This window comes from Streptococcus catagoni, from assembly GCF_011421425.1.
GTDB lineage: Bacteria > Bacillota > Bacilli > Lactobacillales > Streptococcaceae > Streptococcus > Streptococcus catagoni.
The window spans coordinates 271,151-293,280 of the sequence record NZ_WPCW01000001.1 but is presented as its reverse complement, the minus strand read 5'-3'; the positions used below and the strand labels follow the sequence as shown (position 1 = coordinate 293,280).

The 22,130-nt window shown below is 37.0% G+C and carries 19 protein-coding genes and 1 pseudogene; 7 read left to right on the top strand and 13 right to left on the bottom strand.

The window, feature by feature from the left end; translation table 11 throughout:
* Positions 1-40: 40 nt before the first annotated feature.
* From ffh to HBN42_RS01380, 3 genes are all read right to left on the bottom strand, one after another.
* Entirely contained in the window at positions 41-1,600 is a 1,560-nt protein-coding gene (gene ffh / locus HBN42_RS01390) for a signal recognition particle protein (protein WP_165992991.1), read from the bottom strand.
* Between the two features lie 12 nt (positions 1,601-1,612).
* Positions 1,613-1,945, bottom strand: coding sequence for a putative DNA-binding protein (locus tag HBN42_RS01385; protein WP_165992989.1), 333 nt, complete (start codon positions 1,943-1,945; stop codon positions 1,613-1,615).
* A gap of 350 nt (positions 1,946-2,295) precedes the next feature.
* Complete coding sequence (locus tag HBN42_RS01380) at positions 2,296-2,994, bottom strand: GntR family transcriptional regulator (RefSeq protein WP_165992986.1); 699 nt, start codon at positions 2,992-2,994, stop codon at positions 2,296-2,298.
* Between the two features lie 174 nt (positions 2,995-3,168).
* On the opposite strand from HBN42_RS01380, the gene guaA reads away from it, so the two are divergent.
* The 5 genes from guaA (at position 3,169) to HBN42_RS01355 (ending at position 8,974) form a co-directional block, all read left to right on the top strand.
* On the top strand, positions 3,169-4,731 hold the full coding sequence (guaA, locus tag HBN42_RS01375) for a glutamine-hydrolyzing GMP synthase (protein WP_165992985.1): 1,563 nt from the start codon (positions 3,169-3,171) through the stop codon (positions 4,729-4,731).
* A gap of 269 nt (positions 4,732-5,000) precedes the next feature.
* Positions 5,001-5,294: a type II toxin-antitoxin system RelB/DinJ family antitoxin gene (locus HBN42_RS01370; protein ID WP_165992984.1), complete on the top strand. Its 294-nt coding sequence runs from the start codon at positions 5,001-5,003 to the stop codon at positions 5,292-5,294.
* 1 nt (position 5,295) lies between these two features.
* On the top strand, positions 5,296-5,487 hold the full coding sequence (locus tag HBN42_RS10050) for a hypothetical protein (protein WP_235925320.1): 192 nt from the start codon (positions 5,296-5,298) through the stop codon (positions 5,485-5,487).
* A 753-nt stretch (positions 5,488-6,240) separates the two neighbouring features.
* Positions 6,241-7,383: a cation:proton antiporter gene (locus HBN42_RS01360; protein ID WP_165992983.1), complete on the top strand. Its 1,143-nt coding sequence runs from the start codon at positions 6,241-6,243 to the stop codon at positions 7,381-7,383.
* A 118-nt stretch (positions 7,384-7,501) separates the two neighbouring features.
* On the top strand, positions 7,502-8,974 hold the full coding sequence (locus tag HBN42_RS01355) for a peptide MFS transporter (RefSeq protein ID WP_165992982.1): 1,473 nt from the start codon (positions 7,502-7,504) through the stop codon (positions 8,972-8,974).
* A 143-nt stretch (positions 8,975-9,117) separates the two neighbouring features.
* On the opposite strand, the gene HBN42_RS01350 is transcribed toward HBN42_RS01355, so the two are convergent.
* The gene (locus HBN42_RS01350; RefSeq protein WP_165992981.1) at positions 9,118-9,477 is read right to left on the bottom strand and encodes a hypothetical protein; all 360 of its coding nucleotides are present in this window, start codon (positions 9,475-9,477) and stop codon (positions 9,118-9,120) included.
* A 270-nt stretch (positions 9,478-9,747) separates the two neighbouring features.
* On the opposite strand from HBN42_RS01350, the gene HBN42_RS01345 reads away from it, so the two are divergent.
* Positions 9,748-10,467 (top strand): DUF554 domain-containing protein, encoded by a 720-nt coding sequence (locus HBN42_RS01345; protein ID WP_165992980.1) that lies wholly within the window; start codon positions 9,748-9,750, stop codon positions 10,465-10,467.
* Between the two features lie 53 nt (positions 10,468-10,520).
* Here the strand turns inward: HBN42_RS01345 and HBN42_RS10045 are convergent, their stop codons facing one another.
* The 8 genes and pseudogenes from HBN42_RS10045 to gyrA all read right to left on the bottom strand — a co-directional run bounded on the left by HBN42_RS10045 (position 10,521) and on the right by gyrA (position 19,371).
* Positions 10,521-10,763: a hypothetical protein gene (locus HBN42_RS10045; protein ID WP_235925321.1), complete on the bottom strand. Its 243-nt coding sequence runs from the start codon at positions 10,761-10,763 to the stop codon at positions 10,521-10,523.
* Positions 10,764-10,778: 15 nt separating this feature from the next.
* A pseudogene (locus HBN42_RS10040) lies at positions 10,779-10,841 on the bottom strand (hypothetical protein); the annotation flags it as partial.
* 356 nt (positions 10,842-11,197) lie between these two features.
* Positions 11,198-13,327, bottom strand: a complete 2,130-nt coding sequence (locus HBN42_RS01335; protein WP_165992978.1) for a pneumococcal-type histidine triad protein — start codon at positions 13,325-13,327, stop codon at positions 11,198-11,200.
* Positions 13,328-13,339: 12 nt separating this feature from the next.
* Positions 13,340-14,266, bottom strand: a complete 927-nt coding sequence (locus tag HBN42_RS01330; protein ID WP_165992976.1) for a metal ABC transporter solute-binding protein, Zn/Mn family — start codon at positions 14,264-14,266, stop codon at positions 13,340-13,342.
* A gap of 189 nt (positions 14,267-14,455) precedes the next feature.
* A complete protein-coding gene (locus tag HBN42_RS01325; RefSeq protein ID WP_165992974.1) occupies positions 14,456-15,415 on the bottom strand; it encodes a DUF1002 domain-containing protein in 960 nt (319 codons plus the stop codon).
* A 231-nt stretch (positions 15,416-15,646) separates the two neighbouring features.
* Complete coding sequence (gloA2, locus tag HBN42_RS01320) at positions 15,647-16,060, bottom strand: SMU1112c/YaeR family gloxylase I-like metalloprotein (protein ID WP_165992972.1); 414 nt, start codon at positions 16,058-16,060, stop codon at positions 15,647-15,649.
* A gap of 47 nt (positions 16,061-16,107) precedes the next feature.
* A complete protein-coding gene (locus tag HBN42_RS01315) occupies positions 16,108-16,863 on the bottom strand; it encodes a class A sortase (protein WP_165992970.1) in 756 nt (251 codons plus the stop codon).
* Between the two features lie 3 nt (positions 16,864-16,866).
* Positions 16,867-19,371 (bottom strand): DNA gyrase subunit A, encoded by a 2,505-nt coding sequence (gene gyrA / locus HBN42_RS01310; protein ID WP_165992968.1) that lies wholly within the window; start codon positions 19,369-19,371, stop codon positions 16,867-16,869.
* A 192-nt stretch (positions 19,372-19,563) separates the two neighbouring features.
* Here gyrA and HBN42_RS01305 point away from each other — a divergent pair, with 192 nt between their 5' ends.
* Positions 19,564-20,547, top strand: a complete 984-nt coding sequence (locus HBN42_RS01305) for an L-lactate dehydrogenase (RefSeq protein ID WP_165992966.1) — start codon at positions 19,564-19,566, stop codon at positions 20,545-20,547.
* Positions 20,548-20,758: 211 nt separating this feature from the next.
* Here HBN42_RS01305 and nox read toward each other — a convergent pair whose 3' ends face one another.
* Positions 20,759-22,126, bottom strand: coding sequence for a H2O-forming NADH oxidase (gene nox / locus HBN42_RS01300; protein ID WP_165992965.1), 1,368 nt, complete (start codon positions 22,124-22,126; stop codon positions 20,759-20,761).
* Between the last annotated feature and the right edge of the window lie 4 nt (positions 22,127-22,130).

Genomic DNA, 22,130 nt, shown 5'->3' with positions numbered 1-22,130 from the left:
AAAAAGCAAAAAACCTAAGAAATCCTTAGGTCCATCAAGCTTATTTACGTTTTTTCTTAGCTTTTTTAATTTTGTTTACTTGGCGTTTCATTGCTTGTTTCATAGCAAATTGCCCTACTTTTCCTTTGATTCCACCGCCAAACATTTGGCTCATATCTCCTCCTAGTGCTGACAGGTCAGGCATAGCTCCTTGTCCCATTATCCCTTCAAGAGCAGACATATCTGCTCCGCCCATATTAGGCATGTTTTTAGGTAAGTTATTAGGATCAATTCCCAATTGCTTCATAGCTTTAGTCATATCACCAGACATCATACCTTGCATCATAGACTTAGCTTGGTTGAAATCTTTAATGAATTTATTAACTTCTACAAAGCTATTTCCAGAACCAGCTGCTATACGGCGGCGGCGACTTGGATTGAGAAGTTCAGGATTTTCACGTTCTTTAGGTGTCATAGAAGAAACAATGGCGCGCTTACGAGCAATTTGTTTCTCATCAATTTTCATGTTGGCAAGAGCGGGATTGCCAGCCATTCCAGGAATCATCTTCAAGAGATCTTCCATTGGCCCCATGTTCTGAACTTGGTCTAATTGATCAATAAAATCATTGAAATCGAAGGTGTTTTCACGCATCTTCTCAGCAAGTTCCAGAGATTTTTGCTGATCGTAATCCTGACTAGCTTTTTCAATCAGGGTGAGCAAGTCACCCATACCCAAGATTCGACTAGACATACGATCTGGGTGGAAGGTTTCAATGTCTGTTATTTTTTCGCCGGTACCAGTAAATTTGATAGGTTTCCCAGTGATTTCACGAACAGAAAGTGCCGCACCACCACGTGTGTCACCATCAATTTTAGTAAGAATGACACCAGTAATGCTTAGTTGGTTATTAAATTCTTGAGCCACGTTAGCTGCTTCTTGCCCGATCATACTGTCGACAACAAGAAGAATTTCATTAGGCTTAGCAAGCGCCTTAATATCACGCAACTCAGCCATGAGTTTTTCGTCAATTTGTAAACGTCCAGCTGTATCAATCAAGACATAGTCATTGCGGTTTTCACGAGCTTGTTCCAAACCATTTTTAACAATTTCAAGAGCTGAATGCTCAGTACCCATGTCAAAAACAGGGACATTAATTTGTTGGCCCAAAGTCTTTAACTGATCAATAGCTGCAGGTCGATAGATGTCAGCAGCAATCATTAAAGGACGTGCATTTTCTTCCTTGATAAGCTTATTGGCAAGCTTACCAGCAAAGGTTGTTTTACCAGCCCCTTGTAAACCAACCATCATAATGATTGTTGGAATTTTAGGTGATTTTTCAATCTCAGCTGTTTCAGAACCAAGAAGAGTTGTCAATTCTTCGTTAACAATTTTAAGTATTTGTTGTGTAGGATCAAGGGTATCAATAATCTCATGACCGACTGCACGTTGGCGGACATGCTTGATAAAGGTTTTAACTACAGGTAAAGCAACGTCTGCTTCTAGTAAAGCCAGTCGAATTTCTTTTGTTACTTCCTGTACTTCTTTTTCTGATAATTTTTTCTTACCGCGGATATTTTTAAAAACGCCTTGTAAGCGTTCAGTTAAGCTTTCAAAAGCCATATGTCGCTCCTCTTAGTCTCTGTTATCTATACTAGTTAAAATGGAAATTTTTTCTAACAAATAAGCATCATCTGGATACTTCTCATTAATGGTATCGAAAATTTGACTACGAACAATATAATCAGAATACATATGTAGTTTCATTTCATATGTTTCTAAAATTTTCTCAGTTCTTTTGATGTTATCATATACTGCTTGTCTGCTCACTCCAAATTCCTCAGCAATTTCAGCCAAGCTATAATCATCTGCATAATAGAGTTCGATATAATTCATTTGCTTGTCTGTCAGTAAGGCTGCGTAGAATTCAAAAAGGGCATTCATTCGATTAGTTTTTTCAATTTCCATAAACCTTATTTTACCATAAGATGATTGCTATTAACAATAGCTAGGGATACTTTATTATAGGAAGAAGATATTTGTTTACATAAATATAGTTACGCAAAAAATAATCGCTATATAATCCTTTACAGAACCTAGACAGAACGGCAGCTGTTATTTTCTAGAGAGATCTTATGACAGAAAAAAATATTGACCTTGGCCAACCTAGTTAGCCTGCAAGAGACCTATGACTCTTATCTAGGCATGGAATTCTTAAAAGGAAGCGGCCTTACTTGCACCAGCTAAGAAAAGAGTATCAAAAAAGATTGAAGAAAAAAGTCCTTTTCTTCAATCTGAACAGAATCCTTAAACAATTTTTAGTTATTTTCTAAGTAAAATTCAAAGCGATCCCCAACATACTGACTTCTAACATATTCAAATGGATTCCCGTTGGTAAAATAGGATATCTGGGTTAAAGCCAATATGGCGTGGCCTCTGCTAACGCCTAAATATGAAGCTACTCGTTCACTGGCTGTTTTGGCGTAAATTGTTTGTCGGCTTTTGCCAATTTCAAAGCCATGAGAAACCAAGGTTTTGAAAAAGTGTTCCGTAATTTCCTTGCGTTTCATCTCTTTTATATACTTTTCAGGGATGGAGGCAACTTCATAGACGAGGGGAAGTTTATCGGCGTACCTTATACGTTCCATTCGAATAACATAGTCTGTCGGGTTCAGATTAAGTTCTTTTATTTCAGTATCTGAGGCCAACTGCTTCTGATAGCTTAATAGTTTGGATGAGGGCGTCTTTCCTTGGGAATGCACGATTTCTGTAAAACTGGTGGTCCCTCGCATTTTATCACGGACACGATGGCTGGCTACATAAGTACCGCTACCAATCCGTCTTTCTAAGATACCTTCTTCTACTAGCATGGTCACTGCCTGACGCAGAGTCATTCTGCTTACATGAAACTGATCAGCAAGGTCTCGTTCACTAGGTAAACGGTTACCAATTGGCCAGATTCCTTGTTCAATATCTTTTTTAATGATGTCGTGAATTTTTATATAGGCTGGTAACATCCCTTAAACTCCTCAGTTTGCAATTTCGTTGCTACCATTTTAACATAAAAAGAGCTAAAAGATAAGCCCACTTTTTAGAAATGCTCTGAAATTCTAATGCTTATTTGATAAAATTATGCTACAATGAATTGTAAATCTCTTAGCTCATAAGTTAAGATAAATGAAAGGATTACAATGACTGAAATTTCAATTTTGAAAGATATTCAAAAGATTATTGTTCTTGATTATGGTAGTCAGTATAACCAGCTCATTGCGCGTCGTATCCGTGAATTTGGAGTGTTTTCTGAACTAAAAAGTCACAAGATTACCGCTCAGGAACTTTCTGAGATCAACCCTATCGGTATTGTCTTATCTGGGGGGCCAAACTCAGTGTATGCTGAAAATGCTTTTGGTATTGACCCTGAAATCTTCGAACTTGGTATTCCAATTCTTGGTATTTGTTATGGGATGCAATTAATTACGCATCAGCTAGGTGGTAAAGTTTTACCAGCTGGTCAAGCTGGTAACCGTGAGTATGGCCAGTCAACACTTCGTTTACGTTCTGAGTCAAAACTCTTTGCTGGTACACCAGAAGAGCAATTGGTATTAATGAGTCATGGTGATGCCGTTACAGAAATTCCAGAAGGCTTCCATCTAGTTGGGGATTCAAATGATTGCCCTTATGCTGCAATGGAAAACACTGAGCGCAACTTCTATGGTATTCAATTCCACCCAGAAGTAAGACATTCAGTATATGGTAATGATATTCTTAAAAACTTCGCTGTTTCCATCTGTGGAGCACGTGGTGACTGGTCAATGAATAACTTCATTGACATGCAAATTGATAACATCCGTAAGCAAGTGGGCGACAAAAAAGTTCTTCTTGGTTTATCAGGTGGTGTTGACTCTTCAGTTGTTGGTGTCCTTTTACAAAAAGCTATCCGTGACCAATTAACCTGTATCTTTGTTGACCACGGTCTTCTTCGTAAAGATGAAGGTGACCAAGTTATGGGCATGCTTGGTGGTAAGTTTGGACTTAATATTATCCGTGTTGATGCTTCTAAACGTTTCTTAGACTTATTGGCAGATGTTGATGATCCTGAGAAGAAACGTAAAATTATCGGAAATGAATTTGTCTATGTTTTTGATGATGAAGCAAGCAAATTAAAGGGTGTAGACTTCCTTGCACAAGGAACACTCTATACTGATATTATTGAATCTGGTACAGAAACAGCGCAAACTATTAAGTCACACCACAATGTTGGCGGTCTTCCAGAAGACATGCAGTTCCAATTAATTGAACCATTAAATACTCTCTTTAAAGATGAAGTTCGTGAACTAGGAATAGCTCTTGGAATGCCTGAGGAAATTGTCTGGCGTCAACCATTCCCAGGCCCAGGCCTAGCAATCCGTGTTATGGGAGCTATTACAGAAGAGAAATTAGAAACGGTCCGTGAATCTGATGCTATCTTACGTGAAGAAATTGCTAAGGCTGGTCTTGATCGAGACGTATGGCAATACTTCACTGTTAACACTGGCGTTCGATCTGTTGGTGTTATGGGAGATGGACGTACCTATGACTACACCATCGCCATCCGTGCTATCACTTCTATTGACGGTATGACAGCAGACTTTGCACAACTACCATGGGACGTTCTTAAAAAGATTTCAGTCCGCATCGTAAACGAAGTTGACCACGTCAACCGCATCGTCTACGACATCACAAGCAAACCACCCGCAACAGTTGAATGGGAGTAAAACTCCGTTTTTTATGTTTTACACAATGAAATAATACGAAATAGCAATTGAACAATCAGCATTTCTGAACGCGTCGTAGAGTGGGAATAAAAGCTAATTTTATATAAAGCAAAAAACCTTTCAATAAGGTTTTTTGCTTTATAATGGCTTGTCCAGATGCCCAAGAGAGGTTATCAGAACCAACTTTTAGTCTATATGGCATGCTAAAGATTGACATAGGCATGCAAAAACATTACAATAAACATGTTATTTGAATGGGAGGAACTTTTATGGTTACTAAAAATTTCCAAAAGCGTGTAGATGCCGATTTACTAGATAGTGTTTCAGGGATTTATCAATCTTTAGGAACTTCTGTCGGCGAAGCTTTTGTGATGTTTCTTAAGAAGTCTGAAGAAGTAAAAGGTCTTCCCTTTGAGCTTCGTCAAACACCTACTGATAAAGAATTAGAACAGCAACTTACTGAACTTTTGTTAAAGAATTCAACACCAAAAGCAATTGATTTTAACAATCCTGAAGATCTTGCTTTCTTCTTTGATGAGGAATCTTCAGAACATGAGGGATAATATGGAAAATTTTGAACCTTTTTCTCTTGCTATTGCAAGCGTAGATTTCCATGATAAAAGCGGTTCAAAGTCTAGACCCATTCTATTACTAGGGCTCATCGAAAATTTCTCTTCGCTTTTAAGGTTACCAGTCAATTTGCTAATAAATCAAAGCACATTCAATCCCAATATTTTAAAATTATTAACTGGCTAGAAGCCGGTCTAAGAAAACCATCATGGATTGATACGATTAATAATATCCACTTCAACTCCCAAATTGATGAGTTGAAAGTTATTGGAAAACTTACAAGACTTGATAAAATACGACTAATTGAGTTTTTAAAAAATAAAAACTAATCTTACTAGAACCGTTTCCTAAGTGCTTCCGATTGAAGAAAAAGTTGTTTTTTGAAACCTTCCTTATGTGCTGTCGGACGATAGCGATTTCTTTCAGAATGCGGAGGTAGCCTTAATAAACTCGCGGTTGCTTCGCAGAAATAGGAAATTTATTGATAGCCTGCAGAGCTTATTAGTCTATTGGTCTAAGTAAATAGGGTTTGTCTACAGTCTGGATTGAAGAAAAAACTTTTTCTTCAATCTTTTTTATACTCTTCTTAGCTGGTGCATGCAAGGCCACTTCCTTTTAAGAATTCCATGCCTATATGAGAGCCATAAGTCTCTCATCTTCTTAGTAGCTGAAATCCTCTTATTTCAGCTACTTTCACCAGGGTAAAAAGGCACCCCACCTTTACTAGTATCTTTGGCTGCCATAAGCTTTCTTTGAGAAATGACCAGCTAAAAGGTGATGATCAAGAAAAAATGTCACTTTGACAAGATTCTCAGTGTTTTTTTATTCTATTTTTCCACTTTTTCGAGAAAGAAGTCTACAGTTAATATTCTTTTTAAGAGAGCTAATTAATGGTATAATAAGATGGTTTTCTTAAAATAAAAATCTTTTGGAGGAACGATGCACGACCTTATAAGCATTACAATTATACTTTTTTCGAGTTTATTAGCAATTCAATGTTCAAAAAGAATTGGCATTCCAGCTGTTGTTGGACAACTACTGGTAGGGATTCTTATTGGACCAGGAGTTCTAAATATTATTCACGGTGGAGAGGTTATCCATTTCTTATCAGAACTTGGGGTAATCCTATTGATGTTTTTAGCTGGACTGGAAGCCAATTTATCCTTATTAAAAAAATTTCTCAAACCCAGTCTCGTTGTTGCTATTAGTGGTGTTATAGTTCCTGTCATCTTGTTTTATATGACAACTCAGATTCTTGGCTATGAAATGAAAACATCACTCTTTTACGGTATTGTCTTTGCAGCTACAAGTGTTTCTATTACTGTAGAAGTCTTGCAAGAATACCGCAGAGTAAAAACCAATACTGGAGCTGTTATTTTGGGAGCTGCTGTTGCTGATGATATCTTAGCCGTTTTACTCTTGAGTTTCTTTGTATCTACTTCAAATGGTAGTAGCTCACCTATTAAGCTCATCCTTCAACTCCTATTCCAGATATTATTCCTACTCTTCTTAGTTGTTCTTGTGAAGTACATTGTACCAGGTGTTTATAGTTACGTAGATAGAATTAAGTATTTTGAAAAAGATAGCTTTTTAGCCTTATTAATCTGCTTGCTCATGGCCATACTCGCTACTAAGGTGGGAATGAGTTCTGTTATCGGCTCCTTCTTTGCAGGTCTAGCTATTGGTCAAACAAAGAAAGCAGAGACTATCACACACGAACTGTCCTTGTTCGCATATGTTTTCTTTATCCCCATTTTCTTTGCCTCTATTGCCCTACCTTTAGAATTAGCAGGCCTTATTAAAAACCTACCTTTGATTATCCTCTTTACCCTATTAGCCATCTTAAGTAAATTACTTCCAGGTTATTTAGTAGCAAGAGGCTTTGACTTTTCCAAAAAAGCTTCGCTGACAATCGGAGGCGGTATGGTCAGTCGGGGAGAAATGGCTCTGATTATTGTTCAAATTGGCCTAGCTGAAAGATTAATTTCCAGTGATATTTATTCAACCCTAGTGATTGTGGTTATCCTTTCAACCATCATTGCACCTTTCATCTTAAAATATTCATTTAAAGATGAAGAATAAAGTGACAAAAATCCATATGACCTTATGAATGACTTTAAGAAAATTTTCTTCTAAAAGCATTTGACAAGGTTTTTATGTTGGAGTATTCTAATAATTATATTATGATAAGGAGAAAATCATGAACAGTGATTCATCGAAAACTTTTTTAGGTCATCCCCGTGGCCTGGCCACTTTATTTTTTACTGAGATGTGGGAACGATTCTCATATTATGGGATGCGAGCAATTTTGCTCTATTATATGTATTACAGTGTTACAAAAGGAGGCCTTGGATTTGATAAGGCTACTGCCGCTTCTATTATGGCTATCTATGGCTCCTTAGTTTATTTGTCTTCTGTCTTGGGAGGCTACGTTAGTGACAGGATTTTGGGAAGTCAAAAGACTGTTTTTTATGGTGGTGTATTAATTATGCTTGGGCATATTGCTCTTTCGACGCCATTTGGAAAAACAGCCCTTTTTGTTTCTATCGCTTTAATTATATTAGGAACTGGTCTATTGAAGCCAAACGTTTCTGATATGGTCGGCCGCCTCTATGATGACAATGATTTACGAAGAGAAGCTGGCTTTAGCATTTTTGTCTTCGGAATCAACTTTGGTTCCTTTATCGCACCAGCTGTTGTAGGTTACCTAGGACAAGAAGTTAACTTCCACCTTGGATTCTCACTGGCTGCTATTGGGATGTTTATAGGATTGGTTCAATATGTCAAAGACGGGAAAAAATCCCTATCAAAAGACAGCTTTAAGCCAAATGATCCTTTGACTGAAGTAGAAAAAAAGAAACTCATATCTCAGATTGCAATCAGCACTCTTTTTCTTGCCTTGCTTATCATTGTCTTGCAAATAGCTGGGCTTTTAACCATAGATTTAGTCATTAACTTTTTTACAATAGTTGCTATTGTTATTCCTATTTATTACTTTGTAATTATTTTAAAAAGCAAGAAAATTTCCAAGGAAGAACGCTCACATGTTTTAGCCTATATTCCCCTCTTCATCGCTTCAATCCTATTTTGGTCAATTGAAGAGCAAGGGTCTGTAGTATTAGCACTGTTTGCTGATGACCAAACTCGTCTTTACTTTAATGTATTTGGCCATCATATCAATTTCCCTTCATCCTACTTCCAAAGTATTAATCCCCTCTTTATCATGATCTACGTTCCCTTTTTTGCTTGGATGTGGTCAAAACTTGGAAGTAAACAACCTTCTTCATCTAAGAAGTTTGCTTATGGATTGGTAGCCAGTGGCTTATCCTTCATCTGGATGATGTTGCCAGGGGTATTATTTGGTGTTCATAGCAAAGTTAGCCCACTTTGGCTTATTATGAGCTGGGCCATCGTTATCGTTGGGGAAATGCTCATCTCACCTATTGGTCTTTCTGTAACCAACCAACTAGCCCCTAAAGCCTTTAAAGCACAAATGATGTCCATTTGGTTTTTAAGTAATGCTGCTGCTCAGGCCATCAACGCCCAGATTGTTAAGTTTTACACGTCTACTACAGAGATCAGCTACTTTGGTATCGTTGGAGGAATAGCCATCCTCTTTGGCATATTAATGCTATTTTATGTACCAAGAATTGATAAGCTAGTAACAGATTAAAGAAGAGACAAAAATCTCATTAACCATCAGTAGTTATTGCTGATGGTCTTTACTTTCTTTTAGGGTAAAATGGCAGAGCATCAAAGAATAGTAAGCAGAGACAGTTCAGATTTGGTCATAAAAAGACACCCCAAAGAGTGTCACTATTTATAAACTGTCCGGTAAGGTCTTTTCTGATTATTTTTAGCCAGGCCAAATAAGATCAAAGCTAAACCACCTAATAAGAAGACTAAGATAAAATGAACTTTATGGATAAAACTATCAGAAGCTTGAGATCCAGGTTTTTCTGCTTGGCTTTTTATTATGGATAGATTTGCTTTTGACTCTGTTTTGGAGCTGCTAATAATAGACTGTCCCATGGCTAAGTGATTTTGAGGTAGATTTAGACTGGTTGTTTTTTCAAGAGATCTCACTACTATTGGTTGATTTGTCCATGAATAAGAAGCACAAGCCACTAAACAAACTATTAAAAAGTGATAAATGTTTTTCATGCTCTTTGACATAAGTTGCTCCTATTTTCTAATTTTAAGTATCTAATTTAATTATTAAGTGTACTTAATAATTAAATGGTATAACAATTGGAGACTTTAGTCAAGGAGGAAAGTTCATTTGTAGCCCAAAGTAAATTCTTCCCTATATTTTATTCAAAATTTTGCATTAATATTCTGAATGTTTTAAATTATAACAGTTTGGTAAATGCTGCTTTCTTTATTGACAGGGGCTTTCCTAAAGGTATAATAGAGCTTGGGGTTTCACCTCTGAAAGGAGCATATATGTTTGGCTTAGGAACTTTGATTGATACTGCCGCTATTATTCTTGCAGGTTTTATCGGAAAATTCTTTGGAGATCGGCTCAATGAGCGACATCAAAACGGTATTAGTATGGCCACTGGTGTTAGTGTTCTTTTTATTGGTATTTCAGGTGCCATGTCTGGCATGTTGAAACTTTCTCATGATAATCTTGCTAGCGGACAAAGTATGCTTGTGGTAGCTTGTTTGTCCTTGGGAGCTCTCTTGGGTGAAATTATCAATATTGAAGATGCTTTTGAAAGGCTCGGCCATTGGTTAAAATTAAAGACAGGCAATAATAAAGACTCTGATTCTGAGTTTGTTAATGCCTTTGTGGTCTCAACTCTAACTGTTAGCATTGGTGCAATGGCTATCATTGGCCCAATTCAAGATGGTATTAATGGAGATATTTCACTTCTTCTAACCAAAAGTGTACTGGATTTTATCATTGTTGTTATTATGACTTCCTCACTTGGGAAGGGAGCGGCCTTCTCTGCCATTCCTGTTTTTATTTTACAAGGCACCATCACCGCACTCTCTAGACTCTTGAAACCCTATATGACCATAACAGCTCTGGCCAATATTTCCCTGGTCGGTTCCATTTTAATATTCTGTGTGGGACTTAACTTGGTCTTTGGCAAAAAGATTAGAGTAGCCAATATGCTACCAGCATTGATCTTTGCTGTACTGATAGCTTACTTTTAAATCTTAACCACCTGCTTATGATATTTAACCTGTCTACTTGACAGGTTAAATATCTAAAATAGTGTTTGTTTTATAAGGTCAGTCGTACAAAATAGATGTGCGACTGATTTTTCATGCACACCACTTAGATAAGAAATATTATAAAGCGCCGCTGTTTCCTTATAATTACGATTGTGTCCAATACAATAATTAACTATCTCTTGACATTCATCAATAGTGGTTTTACGTCTTGCCTCTGCCATGTAAACCTCCTGTTTAGGATTGTAATCCTTAAGTTCTCTATTGGCATTAGACATCCTAATCCACTTTCTTAAAAGCCCTGAAGAAATATTATACTGATGACCTAAATCAACAGATGAAGCTTCTCCATTAATACATTTTCTAACAAGTTTCAGTTTAAATTCTTTTGAATAGGAACGGTTTTTTGTTTTCTTGTTAAATCCTAAAATCCCATATTTCTTATAGATGGTAGCCCAATCTTGAATCGCGCTTATGGAAATATGGAGATTGTTGCATATTTCAGCTCTGGAACGATTACTATTAATGTAATTAAGACAAGCTTTTTTTCTCGTATGGGCTGAATCTTTCTCTTCTAGACATAAAAATACCTCTTAAGTAGATTTTGGTTATTTACCATGTCTACTTAAGAGGTATCATATCATAGCGGGTGGTTTTTTCTTTTGTACCTTCTTAGTGAAACGGCGCAAAAGTCATACAAAGACATAAAAGATTAGTTCTCAGTGATTTGATCAGTAGAGACATTATAAGAGACTTGTTTACCATCTTTAGCTGTGAAAGTAATTGGATTACCAAAGCTCATTTGATCTACGCTGACAACATATTTTATAGCAATTCTGATAATTCTAGTTTGGAAAGTATTTTTATCCATTTGATATTGACTTGCTAGTTTTTGCATTTTTTGCTCATATTCATCTACTTCTTCTTTAGGAGAGAAAAGATCGTGATCGTCGTCATCATCAGATTCTGCGCTTGGTTCTTCATTTGGATTATAATTTTTACCTGTATCCGCTTCACCTCTCTTATCATGATCACTGTCATGACCCCAACCTGATTTATGAGGAACTTCTTCTGGATGATTCATATAATATTTGATAGTAGCGAAAAGTTGTTTTAAAGTGTATCCATCTGGAGCTTTATGTACCTTACCATCAAACCAATACAATGGAAAATTATGATAATGGTCTAAATGGGGAATAATTAATCTGCCATCTTTGACAGCAACTGTATAAGCTGCGTTACTTGGGATTAGTTCTAATGGAACAATTTTAGCTGGTTCTACGGCTTCAAAGAGTTCCTCATTACTCATGTTTTTTTCATCAATGATCGGTTTTGTTTTGTTTTTATCTAAAGGATTGTCTTTTGAGGACTTAGATTTTTTATTTTTTTGCTTTTCAGCTAAAACTTTTTCCGCTTGAGCCTGCTCTTCTTTTGATAATTCATTTTTTGGAATCCAATGTTCATGATCCATGTGAGGTGTGAAATAGCCATCTCCTGTACTGCCAGTAATATCATTAGCATCGAAGATATAGCCATCACTGGTTGTATAATGACCTTTAGCTTTAGCTTCTCTAATCTCCTCTGGGCTGTAAACGATTTGAGAATTAGGTTTGCCTTTTCGTTGATCTTTCGGAGTGATTGGGCGATGCTTTTCACCGTGTGCTTTAGCTTTTTTCGAAGTCTTTTTAGCAACAGGCTGATAATGACCTGGTAAAAGTTTATTGCCATTCAGATGCATATTTGCCAACTGAATTTCTAATGCTGATAATTTTTCTGCTGGTACGACATGCCAATGATCACCATGAGGCACCACATAGCCAAATGAAGTTAATCTCGTTACCTTATCAGGGTCAAAGACAAGTCCGTCACTTTCAACATGGCGTTGATTTTTTGGCAAGGCATATAATTTCTTTAATAAATCCCTATAGGCAACAGTACCTTTTCCACCAGGATTTGGGTGTCCAGGTCTTATAACATAGTGAGCTGAGTTTAAATCACCTATTGGAATTGGGTAGTGAACAGCTGGATTTAAGTGACCAAGAGGATTATAATAATGTCCTCCCATTGCTAGGTCTGGTCTAGACACTTTTCCACTAGACTTATTGTTCCAATAAGCTTGAGCAGCTGCTAATTCACTTGCTGAAAGGTCAGATTTTGGAATGTAATGGAAATGATCTCCATGGGGAACAATAAAGGCATCGCCAGTATCTTCAATGACATCACTTGGGCTAAAGATATAACCATCATCTGTGGTGTAACGTCCTTCTAGTTTGGCTGCTCTTAACTGTTGAGGGCTAGCACTGCCTGCTCCAGAGCGAGAGCCATGAGAACCTCTAGCTGCAGCTTCTCTACTTCCTTTTGCTGCTTGTTCTGCAATTTGTGCTTTAGTTCTTACATTTTCTCTTTTACTACCTTTTTTCAGATAGAGATAGTATTTTCCCTTAACCTTAATGATATGACCATCTTTGACTTCATTGATCACATCATCCTTGTTAAAGACATACTTAGGATCTTTCATGATTAATTCTTCACTGATCAAGGCATTGTAAGGAACCTTCCCATTGTAATAATGGTAATGATCACCATGGGAAGTAACATAGCCTTTATCTGTAATTTTAATAACAATTTGCTCAGCTGAGATGCCTTCTTCCTTACTAATGTCATCAGGTGATTTTTCAGAAGTCAGGTTGGTTTGATCAACTTTGCCCTTTTTCCCATTTTGGACATAAGAAACAGAATTGTCATATTTTGCTTTAGCTTGATATTGCCCTAATTGATAGCTGCATACGCTGACTGCTATAACTAGGGCAGCACCGGCACCTATGATTTTTTTGTTGTTCATGTATTCCTCCTATTATTTTAATTCCTTGTATAAAATATCAAGGTTTTCCTTGACGTTTTCTAAATAGGCCTTTCCATTTTCTGGATCTGCTTCAAGTGGACTCAATGTTTTTAACTTGACGCCAGTTGATTGAGCCACAGTTCTAGCCATTTTCTGAGAAACATTTTTTTCGACGAAAATGGTTTTGACATGATAGGTCTTAATAAAATCGCGGATTTCTTTTAATTGTCTTGCAGTAGGCTCTTGTTCAGGTGAGATGCCTGCTATTCCTAGTTGTCTTAGCTTAAAGCGTTTGGCTAGGTAAGAAAAGGCCGTATGTTGCGTTACAAAGGTCTTAGATTTTACCTTTTTAAATTTTTTCTGATAATCTTCAAAAATAGCCTTGGCTTCTTTTCTAAACTGATCTGCATTTTTGTGATAATAGTCTTTGTTATTTGCATCAATTGTTGCTAATTTATCAGCAATGTGATCAGCTTCATCAGCAGCAAGCAATGGGTCAGACCAGGTATGAGGATCATAAAGTGTAGCTGGATCAATACCATCTCCAACTTCCATATCCTCTAATCCCTGAACTTTATCTAGCTTTAAACCTTTGGATGATTCAATAATCTTAACCTTTGAATGGTGACTACTTGCATCTAGGTGTCCAGCCCATGATTCTAACGTATGGGAATGGTAAAGAAAGACGTCAGCATCATAGATTGCTGCTACATCATTGGCAGAAGGCTCAAAAGAGTGGATACCTGAGCGCGATCGAATCATTTTGACATCGTTTAAATCACCTGATATATATTTAGTCATAGCATAGACTGGGTAGAAACTCGTGACAATATGGAGGCCTTTATTAGTCTTTGTCTCCTTCTTTTGACAGCCATAAAGAGGTAGTAAACAAAGGAGAAGGGCAACTAATAAACTTATCTTAATATTTAGTTTTTTCACTAATACTCCTTTCTAAATAACACACTAAATAAAGTATGCTTAATTTAACTTAATCAGTTAAGTATAGTGCTAAAAAAGAGCTTTGTCAACAAAAAATGAGAAAATGTTATGAAAAATAATAGAAAAATGTCGCATTATTTATTCATTATTAAAAATTCAAAAAAAAGAAAGAGGAATCCCCTTTCTCTTTTAACCTATTAAATTTTTAAAGAATGCCACAATTTGTTGCCAAATGCCCTTACCACTTTCAATTGCCTTAGTGGCATCAAAATTGACATTGATGTTTTTAAAGCTTTCTCCTGCTTGTGAGACAATACTATTTTTGAGTGAGTTTAAAGTATCTGTAAAGTTAGCATTTGAAATCACACCACTGTTTGAAAGATTAACAGCAAAATTGACAATTAGAGTAACCTGATCAGAAGACATGCTGTCTTTTAAATGATAATGATCTAGGGTATCAGTAACAATTTTTTGCACTTCTTCTTTACTAAGGTTTTTACCCCCTTCGGCAACTGCTTTTTTAATGTCTGTCAGGGCAACATTTAATTTGTCAGCATCGTAACCTTCTTTACCAGCGTTTGCCTCATTTATATTGGATAAAGTTCCTAATTCTTCCTGAGCCAATTCTTTATTTTCTTCAGGGATCTTAGCTCCATTTTCTTCTAGGGAATAATAGATTCCAGCTAGGGCAGATTCACCTGTAACGGGTATTGGTGAGGCAACACTAATATTAGCATGGGCAATACCAAGAGTAACTGCTGCATTACGATACATGTCTTCAGTGACTTTGTTAATATTTTCAGGAGTTACAATTGAGACTTTCAAGACCTTTCCAGATCCTAATTTTTCTATTTTTACTGATGAATAGAGTCTGAGGCTGGGATCATCTGCTACATTCATAATTTTCGCAAAGGCACTTGTGTTTAAAGTTTTAATCCTTGTATCTTTTCCACTATTATATTGGAGTAAAGACAAGGTTTGATTCTTTTGCTCTTCAGTTAGGGAATATCCCATAACATAATCAGGCTGAACATAGGCTTCGTCAATAATGCTCTGTACATTATTACTTGTTGCATAAGTCGTCCTTTGTATGGCCATAGCTGAACCTAAGACCAAGGCAGCCATTAGAAGTTTCTTTTTAAATGACATTATTTTCCTCTTCTTCTATTAGTTTGATTGCAAAAACCAATCCCTAATATTATATCATGCTTTGAATTTACAATGGATTTAAAAGTGACTACAAAAGTAAGACAAAATAAGACAGGGAGATAAACTTCATATTCATCTCTTTTTAGCTCCTTATTGTTCGGGAAAAATCTAAGTATATGGTTTCAAAAGTCAAGGAGCTTGCCCCAGCACTTGAGAAAAAGGTCTTCAAAGTTATTCGTGTAATTCCAATGGTAGGCCATCTGGATCAAAGAAAAATGTCATTTTCTTTCCAGTATAGTCGTCATAACGTAAAGGTTCCACATAGATCCCCATAGCTTCTAATTCCTCAATGTAGCTTTCAATATCTTGGACATAAAAGGCAAGATGACGAAGGCCACAAGCTTCTCGGTTATAGTCTGGTCTGCCAATCCTTTTAGGTGGAGCTTGATAGTTGGGATCACTTTTAGAGTTTCCAAAGATTTCCAGTTCGATGTCTCCACATTTCAGATCTAACTTATAATCATGACGCTCTGGTCGATGGTTTTCTCGGATAATATCAAAACCTAGTTTAGTCACATAAAAATCTTTTGATAATTCATAATCAGAAACAATGATAGCAATATGATGGACAGCATCTAATTTCATAATTTTCTCCTTAAAAATAGAAAAACAGGAAAAAATCCTGTTTTCACTTATTCAGCGGCAACTTGGTTGTAGGAATGTTTGAAAGCTTTTAAGACTTCAGATGGAGCTCCTTTATAGTCATACTCTTTTTTAAGGATACCTTTTACAATGATACGCTCAGTCGCTTCCACATCTGTACAGGTAACCAAAGTAATTTCTTTCAAACCGGCAGTGTCATTAATAACGTCTACTCGATCAGGCGTAACTGTATTGACACTATTAATATCATAACGATAAATTTTTTCTTTATCCGTAACATATATTGCCATGCCTATTTTTGCTCTTTCAAGAGGTGAAAAGAGCATCTTAGAGGAACCAACCATGCCAAAGATATGGTGGCTAGCCAAGCTATAATTGTTTTCGCCACCCATAACCTGGTTTTCCTTCATGGTACCAGCTCCATAGATAAGTTCCGTATTTCCAAGCCCTTTAAAAATAGGTAGATTAATACTAACTTCTGGTATGGCGATACCACCTATAACTGGAAGGTCCTGCGCAGCCATTTGAGCTTCAATAACTGCTTCTGTACTAACTGCTTCTACGGATGAAAAATCAAAGTTACCTTTAGCTTCTTTGTTCTTTTCAATTTTCTTCTTTGATACTTTGTTAACTTGATACTTGTTGGAATTCCAAGCAATTAGTGTGTTTCTAATAGGCTTATTAAAAAGTAAGGCCAGACCAACCACAAGGAGAATGACTGCAAAAATATTTCTTAAGGTCGCTAACCATCTTGATTTTTTTCTTCTTTTAGTTCTAGTTGACATGCATTATTCCTCATTTGTTTTTGTAAGGTTATCGTCAGCAATTGCTTTAGGCTCTTCTGTCATGACCTCATCGATCATTTCTTCTTCGACAGCTTGAACTAGAGCAAAATTAACGATCTTAGAAGCTTGATCAAGCCTCATAATGCGAACGCCCAAGGTAGAGCGTCCAGTTTGTGACACGTTGGCCACATTAGTTCTGATAATAACACCTTTATTGGTGATAACCATAATATCTTCATTACCAGCAACTGTAATTAAACCAGCTAATTCACCATTTTTAGCAGTAATGTTAGCTGTTTTTATCCCTTTGCCGCCACGTCCTTTTGTTGGATACTCTGAAGCGGCTGTACGTTTCCCGTAACCATTCTCAGTAATGATTAGAACTTCTTGACCATCATTGATCCGAGAAGCACCAATAACGAGGTCTCCATCACGCAATTTAACGCCTCGGACACCTGTTGCTGATCTTCCCATATTTCGTATTGAACTTTCATTAAAACGAACAGAATAGCCTGATTTAGTCCCAATTATAATGTCTTCACTGCCATTGGTTAACAAGACATTAATCAATTCATCTTCATCTTTAAGTGTTAATGCTCTTAAGCCGTTCTGCCTAATATTACTAAAGTCAGCAGAGCTAGTTCGCTTAACAATACCTTGACGAGTTGTAAAGAAGAAATACTTGTCTTTGACCTCATCTTTTCTAGCATTAATAATGGTTTGGATGGTTTCAGATTCATCTAGTTTTAAGAGATTAACGATTGGTAAGCCCTTGGCAGTTCTACCATATTCAGGAATTTCGTAAGCCTTTAGACGGTAAACTCGACCAAGATTGGTGAAGAATAAGAGGGTATCATGGGTGCTTGTCGATACTAACTCACGTACAAAATCATCGTCATTCACCCCTGTCCCTTGGACACCTCTACCGCCGCGCTTTTGAACCCTAAATTCATCCTGAGCTAGACGTTTGATATAGCCCTTATTAGACAAGGTGATAAGAACGTCTTCTTCTTCAATCAAGTCTTCATCTTCTAAGGATAAAACCTCACCAATCATCAGTTCTGTCCGACGTGGATTAGCGTACTTACGCTTAATTTCTTCCATCTCTTCAATGATGATCTTTTGAATACGTTCAGGCTTAGCTAAGATATCTGTTAAGTCAGCAATCAATGCTAATAAATCATCATATTCAGACTGGATCTTATCTCTTTCCAATCCGGTTAATCGACGAAGTCGCATATCTAAGATAGCCTGACTTTGACGCTCGGATAGATCAAAGCGAGACATGAGCTCAGCTTGCGCAATCACATCTGTCTGACTGTTTCGAATGATAGCAATGACTTCATCCAAGTGATCTAGAGCGATTAATAAACCTTCTAAAATATGAACCCTAGCTTCTGCCCTTTCCTTGTCAAACTGTGTCCGACGTTTAATCACTTCTTTTTGGTGAATGATGTAGTTATCAATAATCTGACGTAAGGACAGAATTTTTGGAACCCCATTTTCAATAGCAAGCATATTGAAACTAAAGTTAGTTTGTAAACTTGTTAATTTGAAGAGATTATTTAAAATGACATTTGCTGAAGCATCACGACGAACTTCAATGACAAAGCGCACACCTTCACGGTTTGACTCGTCACGTACTGCGGTAATACCTTCGATTCTTTTTTCCTGTGCTAAGCGGACAATATGTTCGTGAACCTTAGTTTTATTAACCCCATAAGGAAACTCAGTGACCACAATTCTTTCACGGCCATTTTTCTCAGTTTCAATTTCTGTCCTAGAACGTAGAACAATAGAACCACGTCCAGTATCGTAAGCTCTGTGAATACCAGAACGCCCCATAACTAGGGCACCAGTTGGAAAATCAGGACCTGGAATGACTTCCATTAGATCTCTTGTTGTAACCTCAGGATTTTCCATCACTAACTTAACAGCGTCGATTGATTCCCCCAAGTTGTGAGGTGGAATATTAGTCGCCATACCAACTGCAATACCTGTAGCTCCATTGACTAATAGATTAGGAAAACGCGCTGGTAAGACTAAAGGCTCACGTTCACTGCCATCATAGTTATCTTGAAAGTCAACAGTATTTTTGTTGATATCCTTGAGCATTTCAAGAGCAATTTTACTCATCCGAGCTTCGGTATAACGTTGCGCTGCGGCACCATCTCCGTCCATAGAACCAAAGTTACCATGTCCATCTACAAGCATGTGACGGTAGGACCACCATTGTGCCATCCTAACCATAGCCTCGTAGATTGATGAATCACCGTGGGGGTGATATTTACCCATAACGTCACCGGTAATACGAGCTGATTTCTTATGCGGTTTATCTGGAGTAACCCCTAGTTCATTCATCCCATATAAGATTCTACGATGAACCGGTTTTAATCCGTCACGTACATCTGGCAGTGCACGAGCAACAATTACACTCATGGCATAATCAATAAAGCTCGTTTTCATTTCACTGGTCAGATTGACGTCAATTAAATTTCTATCTTGCATTTAAGGAATGCTCCTTTTCTAGTCAAAACTCCATTATATTATATCATAATTTCCTTATTTTTTCCTTATGGAAACGCTATCGGAAAACCATTTTCATATTTTCCGTGATTTTAGTGACAAACTTTTAGCAAAATGCTAAAATTAATTTATATGGGTATGAATTCCCTAATAAATATAAGGAGAAGTTTAGAAATGACAGCCACTAAACAACATAAAAAAGTGATCCTAGTCGGTGATGGTGCCGTGGGTTCCTCATATGCATTTGCCTTAGTAACACAAAACATCGCTCAAGAATTGGGCATAATTGATATATTTAAAGAAAAAACAGAAGGTGACGCGGAAGATTTAAGACACGCACTTGCCTTTACCTCCCCTAAAAAAATATACTCCGCTGAGTACTCTGATTGTCATGATGCTGATTTAGTAGTTTTAACTGCTGGTGCTCCTCAAAAACCTGGTGAAACACGTCTTGATTTGGTTGAAAAAAATCTAAAAATCAATAAAGAAGTCGTATCTCAAATTGTGGCATCTGGCTTTAACGGAATCTTCCTTGTTGCTGCTAATCCAGTTGATATCTTAACTTATTCAACATGGAAATTCTCAGGATTTCCTAAAGAACGTGTTATTGGTTCAGGTACTTCTCTTGATTCAGCACGTTTTCGTCAAGCCCTTTCAGATAAGATCGGCGTTGACACACGTTCTGTCCATGCTTATATCATGGGAGAGCACGGAGACTCAGAATTTGCAGTATGGTCTCATGCCAATGTAGCTGGTGTTGGTCTTTACGAATGGCTCCAAGCTAACCGCGACATCGATGAGCAAGGTTTAGTTGACCTCTTTATTTCTGTTCGTGATGCAGCTTACTCAATCATCAACAAAAAAGGTGCAACTTTCTATGGTATCGCTGTAGCCTTAGCTCGTATTACAAAAGCTATCTTGGATGATGAAAATGCTGTTCTACCACTTTCTGTCTTCCAAGAAGGTCAATATGAAGGGGTTAGCGACTGTTACATCGGACAACCTGCTATCGTAGGTGCTTATGGTATTGTCCGCCCTGTAAACATTCCACTACATGATGCTGAATTACAAAAGATGCAAGCTTCAGCAAAACAATTAAAAGAAATCATTGACCAAGCATTTGCCAAAGAAGAATTTGCTTCTGCAGTCAAAAATTAATTTTTATAGAAGGAGATAGTTCACTGTCTTCTTTTTTTTATTCCTTTTCTGGAACTTTAGAATCTTCCTAACAACTTGTGCTAGCTTATCTTTATAAAGAGTCTCAGAGCACTTTTTTAGCTTGATAAGACAGTTTTAGCCAGCTTAGGTCAGCAAATCTGATTAAATTCTTCAAACTAAAAGAGATAGAAAAACTCTATCTCTTTTCTTATTATTCAGCAGCTAGGGCTGCCATAGTGATATAGTTATAAGGTTTGTTAAAGTGTGGCAAGAAGAAGATATCCATCAATGAAAGTTTTTCTATTGTTACTTTTTCTTGGATAGCCAATGAAAACATGTGGATTCCCATTGAGACATCTTCTCTTGAAACCATTTGACAACCTAAAATAACACGGCTATCTTTATCATAGATGATTTTAATAGCTACTTCATGGTTATCATGCTTGATAAATTCAGGTTTTTGGAGGTCGTTAAAGCTAGTTTCCAAAGCATTGAAGCCAGCTTCTTTTGCTTTTTCTAAGGTTAAACCTGTAGAAACCATGTTCAAGCCGTAAATTGAAATACCGTTTGAGCCTTGAACTCCTGCTCCTTCAAGCTCATAGCCGCAGGCATTATGCGCAGCAACAATACCTGTACGAACAGCATTTGAAGCTAGGGCAATATAGTTAATATCATCACGTGAATTGTCATAGATAGTAGCACAATCACCAATAGCATAAACGTCTTTCATACTTGTTTCTTGTTTTTTGTTAACAACCCAAGCACCATTTTTGAAGGTTTCTAACTGACCATTACCTAATCCTGTATTAGGCTTGAAGCCTACTGCCATGATGACCATATCTACATCATAGGATGCTTTATCAGTAACAAGGCGCTCAACCTTGCCATCTCCTTCAACAGCCTGTACAGCTTGACCAAATGCAAGTTCAATACCATGATCTTCAAGATTTTTACTCATCATATCAGTGAAATCACGATCATAATAGCCACCCATACAAGTGTCAGCAATATCTACCAAGACAACTTCCTTGCCTTTTCTTTGGAAAGCTTCTGCTAATTCCACACCAATGTAACCTGCACCTACTACAGCTACACGGTTGATACCTGGTTTTTCTAGTTTTTTGATAACTTCTTCAGAATTTTGGAAAAGCTTCACAAATTGTAAATTCTCTAGAGTTGCTTTAAATTCAAGGGAATCTTTTTGAAGCTCAACGCCTTTGATTGGAGGAATGATTGGTTGTGATCCAGTTGCTAGAATTAATTTATCATAGCTTTCAACATGTTCTTGACCATTTACAAGGGCTCTTACCACTTTGCGATCGTAATCAATATTTAAAACAGGTGATTCCATGTAAACTTTAGCCCCCATTGACTCAAGTTCTTCCTTGTTAGAGTAGAAAAGTCCTTCTGCTCCATCAATTTGTTCACCAATCCAAAGTGCCATACCACATCCTAGAAAGGATATATTAGAATTTTGATCAAATGTTACGATTTCATTTTCAGAACCGTATTGACTTAACATGGTTTTAATAGCCGCTGTACCAGCGTGATTAGTTCCAACAACAACAATTTTTGACATATCT